4 protein-coding genes are annotated in these 4,335 nt (G+C 64.1%); all 4 read left to right on the forward strand.

Features of this window, described 5'->3' with window-relative positions; all coding sequences use genetic code 11:
- Positions 1–15 precede the first annotated feature (15 nt).
- The 4 genes from WAN71_RS07610 to WAN71_RS07625 all read left to right on the forward strand — a co-directional run bounded on the left by WAN71_RS07610 (position 16) and on the right by WAN71_RS07625 (position 4,176).
- Positions 16–756 carry a glucose 1-dehydrogenase gene (locus WAN71_RS07610; protein ID WP_422224749.1) on the forward strand — a complete coding sequence of 247 codons (741 nt, stop codon included), beginning with the start codon at positions 16–18 and terminating at the stop codon, positions 754–756.
- Between the two features lie 79 nt (positions 757–835).
- Complete coding sequence (locus WAN71_RS07615) at positions 836–1,960, forward strand: NDMA-dependent alcohol dehydrogenase (RefSeq protein ID WP_422224750.1); 1,125 nt, start codon at positions 836–838, stop codon at positions 1,958–1,960.
- Positions 1,961–1,987: 27 nt separating this feature from the next.
- Positions 1,988–2,722 (forward strand): pirin family protein, encoded by a 735-nt coding sequence (locus tag WAN71_RS07620; protein WP_422224751.1) that lies wholly within the window; start codon positions 1,988–1,990, stop codon positions 2,720–2,722.
- 95 nt (positions 2,723–2,817) lie between these two features.
- Positions 2,818–4,176 carry a DUF3533 domain-containing protein gene (locus tag WAN71_RS07625; protein ID WP_422224752.1) on the forward strand — a complete coding sequence of 453 codons (1,359 nt, stop codon included), beginning with the start codon at positions 2,818–2,820 and terminating at the stop codon, positions 4,174–4,176.
- The last annotated feature ends 159 nt before the right edge of the window (positions 4,177–4,335 follow it).

Raw genomic sequence — 4,335 nt, forward strand, 5'->3', positions numbered from 1 at the left:
GTAGCCTGACCCGCCATGGGACGCGTAGACGGAAAAGTTGCACTGATCAGTGGCGGCGCCCGCGGCATGGGCGCATCGCATGCGCGGGCGTTGGTCGCTGAAGGGGCCAGGGTCGTCGCCGGCGACATCCTCGACGACGAAGGCAGCGCGCTGGCAGCGGAATTGGGTGGTGAGGCGCGGTTCGTCCACCTCGACGTGACGCAGCCCGATCAGTGGAAGGCGGCAGTCGACGTGGCGCTGCGCGAGTTCGGCACGCTCAACGTGTTGGTCAACAATGCCGGCATCCTCAACGGCAATACGTTGAAGGACTTCCCGCTGGCCGACTGGCAGAAGATCATCGACGTCAACCTCACTGGGACCTTTCTGGGCATGCAGGCCGCCGTCGAACCGATGATCGCGGCCGGCGGCGGTTCGATCATCAACATCTCCTCGGTCGAAGGCCTGCGCGGTAGTCCCGGACTCTATGGCTACGTCGCATCGAAGTTCGGGGTGCGCGGTCTGGCCAAGGCCGCCGCGTTGGAGCTGGCGGCGCACCAAATTCGGGTCAACTCGATCCACCCCGGGCTGATCCGCACCCCGATGACCGCAGGCGTCCCCGAGGATTTCCTGCAGATCCCGCTGGGCCGCGGCGCCGATCCCGGCGAGGTTTCCGCCTGCGTCGTCTACCTGGCCTCCGATGAGTCGTCGTACTCCACCGGCGGCGAGTTCGTCGTCGACGGCGGCCTCACCATCGGGGTACCGCACAAGACCATATAGGCGGCTATCATCGCAGTTCAAGACCGATATAGCGGCCTGTTTTGTAACGCGTTCTCAGCGGTTGGCTAAAATCGCTCGGATGAAGACCAAAGGCGCGCTTCTCTGGGAGCTGAATTCGGGATTTCGCATCGACGAGATCGAGGTGGGCGATCCCGTCGCGGACGAAGTCCAGATTCAGCTGCATGCCGCCGGCATGTGCCACTCCGACTATCACCTGACGACCGGAGCCACCCCGATCGGGCTGCCCGCACTCGGCGGCCACGAAGGCGCCGGTGTCGTCACCAAGGTCGGCGAGGGAGTCACCGACATCGCCGAGGGTGATCACGTCATCCTTGCCTTCATTCCGGCATGTGGGCAGTGCCCGCCGTGTCTGAAGGGCTTCCGGTCACTGTGCGATCGCGGCGCATTGTTGCTCGGCGGCAAGGCCATCGCCGACGGCACTTGCCGGGTTCGGGCCGGGTCCCACGAAGTGTCTCCGATGAACCTGCTCGGCACCTTCGCGCCGTACATGACCGTGCACAAGGATTCGGTCGTCAAGATCGATCCCGCTGTGCCGTTCGAGTCCGCCGCGATCCTGGGTTGCGCGGTACCGACCGGATTCGGCTCGGCCACCAACGTCGCCCAGGTTGCGCCGGGTGAGACCGTCGCCATCGTCGGCGTCGGCGGTATCGGGATGAGCGCGCTGCAGGGCGCCGTGCTCTCCGGCGCCAAGCACGTGATCGCGATCGATCCGGTCGAGTTCAAACGCGAGCAGGCCATCAAATTCGGCGCCACCCATGTCTACGAGTCGATGGCGGCCGCGATCGCGCCGATGATCGACCTGACCTACGGCCTCATGGCCGATAAGACCATCATCGCGGTCGGCGAGATGCGCGGCGAGATGATCGAAGAAGCGATGACGTTGACCGCCAAGACCGGCACCTGCGTGGTGACGGGCATGGGCGCGATGACTGACGTCGACGTCAAACTCAACTTGTTCCTGTTCACGATGTTGCAAAAGACGCTGAAAGGCAACATCTTCGGCGGCGGCAACTCGCATGTCGAGACGCCCCGACTGGTAGGGCTGTATAAGTCGGGCCTGCTCAAGGTCGACGAGATGGTGACCAGCACGTACCAACTCGAAGACATCAACGATGGTTACCAAGACATGCTGGACGGCAAGAACATTCGTGGTGTCATCCGCTACACCGAGGCCGACTGGTAGATCCTTGCGCAGGTTAGCCTGGACGGTATGCCTGCCACCGTGCAGATTCGGCGGGCCGCCGACCGGGCGGTCACCGAGACGTCTTGGCTGAATTCCCGGCACTCATTTTCATTCGGCGACCGCTACGATCCGGACAACACCCACCACGGCGTGCTGCTGGTCAACAACGACGACGTGGTGGCGCCGGCTGCCGGTTTCGACACCCACGGGCACCGCGACATGGAAATCGTGACGTGGGTGCTGGACGGCTCGTTGGCGCATCGCGACTCCGCGGGTAATAGCGGAGTGGTCTATCCCGGCCTGGCTCAACGGATGTCGGCGGGCACCGGCATCTTGCACTCCGAAAAGAACGATTCGACCAGCGATCCGGTGCGCTTCGTCCAGATGTGGGTGCAGCCCGATGTGTCGGGCATCCCGCCGAGCTACCAGCAGCACGAGATCGGCGACGATCTGCTCGACGGCCGCCTGGTGACGATCGCCACGGGCATGCCCGGGCACGACGCCGCTATCACCATCCACAACCGATCGGCGGCATTGCACGGCGCGCGACTGCGGCGCGGCGACAGCGTCGAGCTGCCCGCGGCGCCTTATCTGCACCTGTTCGTCGCGCGCGGCCGGCTGAACATGCCGAGCACAGGCGACGACGCCGAGCTGGCCGAGGGCGATGCAGTGCGGTTCACCGCATCGAGCGGCGCCCGGGTCACGGCCCATGAGGCCTGCGAAATTCTGGTCTGGGAGATGCACGCGGCGCTGGGCGGCTGACGCAGCCACGACTGCGGACTGGGAAATATCGGAACGTAAGCACCAACACCGCAACCGGCGACATAGGGTGGGCGCGGACGAACAGGAGCCCCGCAATGTCTGAATCGCACGCCCGTCACCCAGCACCCGACGCCGACGCGGCCGCCACGCTCCCGCACCCAGATGACGCCGGCGAATCCGGCCTGCCCAGCCCCAAAGCGACGCGGACGGTACGGTTCTGGACGGTCCCGATCGTCATCACCGTGGTCGTCTTGGCGGCGCTGGCCGTTTTCTACCTCGGCGGAATCCTGCGGCCGATGACCAACCTGCGACACTTCCCCATCGCCGTGGTGAACGAGGATGCCGGGCCCACCGGCGAACAGGTCGTCAAAGGATTGCTCTCCGGTTTTGAGAAGGACGAGGCATACGACGTCCGCGTGCTGTCCCACGACAACGCCAGGCACCAACTGGATACCGCACAGATCTACGGCGTCGCGGTGATACCCCCCAACTTCTCCTCGAGGCTGCAGACCTTTGCAAAAAGCGCGCTAACCCCGGGCCGCGTCGAGCGGCCCATCATTCTCGTCTCGACGAATCCGCGAGCAGGCACCTTGGGGGCCAGCATTGCCGGTCAGACGCTCACCCATGCCGTCAAAATGGTCGATCGCCTGTTGGGACAACAGCTTTCGCAAGAGGTAGCACACCAAGCGGGTCCGAGGCCAGTGTCCGCTGCAGTGATGTTGATGCTGCAAGATCCGATCGCCGTCGAGACCATGAACAATCAGCTGCCGGACGGGACCGGCAATGGACTGTCTGCCTTCTACTATTCGCTGCTGCTGCTGTTGGCCGGCTTCACCGGCAGCATCGTGATCAGCATGCTGGTGGACTCGATGCTCGGCTTTGTGCCCGCCGAATTCGGTCCGGTCTATCGGTTCGCCGAACAGGTGAAGATCTCGCGATTCCGGACGCTGTTGATCAAATGGGCGTTGATGGTGGTGCTGGCCTTGCTGACGTCGGGCGTCTACATGTTGATCGCGTCGCGGTTGGGTATGCCGATCCGGCACAGCTTGCCGTTATGGCTCTTCGGGGTATTCGCGATCGCGGCGGTTGGTATCACGTCCACGTCGCTGATCGCCGTGCTGGGCGCACTCGGTCTGCTGGTCAGCATGTTTGTATTCGTGATCCTCGGGTTGCCGTCGGCCGGTGCCACGGTGCCGCTGCAGGCCACGCCGCAGTTCTTCGGCTGGCTTGCGCAGTTCGAGCCGATGCACCAGGTGTTCTTGGGCGCGCGGTCGTTGCTGTACTTCGACGGTCAGGCCGACGCCGGGTTGTCGCAAGCGCTGACGATGACCGCCATCGGGCTCGTCATCGGTCTGCTGCTGGGCGGCATCGTCACTTGGATCTACGACCGTCGCGGTTATCACCGGATTCCGCCGGGGCTGCAGGCGTCGACTGAGGCTACGAGCGCGCCGTAGCAGCGCGCAAATAGCCAGCGGGCGAACGTAATTGGACCGCGCCTAAACCGTCACGCGACTGTTATGCAAGTTTACTGCGTTATCCGTGCGGTTGATGTTGTGCTGTTTGTACCAACTTTCGCGCCGAAAGGGCAACCGTGCCGTCTCTCGCCGCCGCCT

Origin of the sequence: Mycobacterium sp., from assembly GCF_049280035.1 — a bacterium.
Lineage (GTDB): Bacteria > Actinomycetota > Actinomycetes > Mycobacteriales > Mycobacteriaceae > Mycobacterium.

Bases quoted from the DNA above. Each gene is read 5' to 3' on its own strand.
- WAN71_RS07610 (WP_422224749.1), top strand. From the start codon at position 16: ATGGGACGCGTAGACGGAAAAGTTGCACTGATCAGTGGCGGCGCCCGC.
- WAN71_RS07615 (WP_422224750.1), top strand. From the start codon at position 836: ATGAAGACCAAAGGCGCGCTTCTCTGGGAGCTGAATTCGGGATTTCGC.
- WAN71_RS07620 (WP_422224751.1), top strand. From the start codon at position 1,988: ATGCCTGCCACCGTGCAGATTCGGCGGGCCGCCGACCGGGCGGTCACC.
- WAN71_RS07625 (WP_422224752.1), top strand. From the start codon at position 2,818: ATGTCTGAATCGCACGCCCGTCACCCAGCACCCGACGCCGACGCGGCC.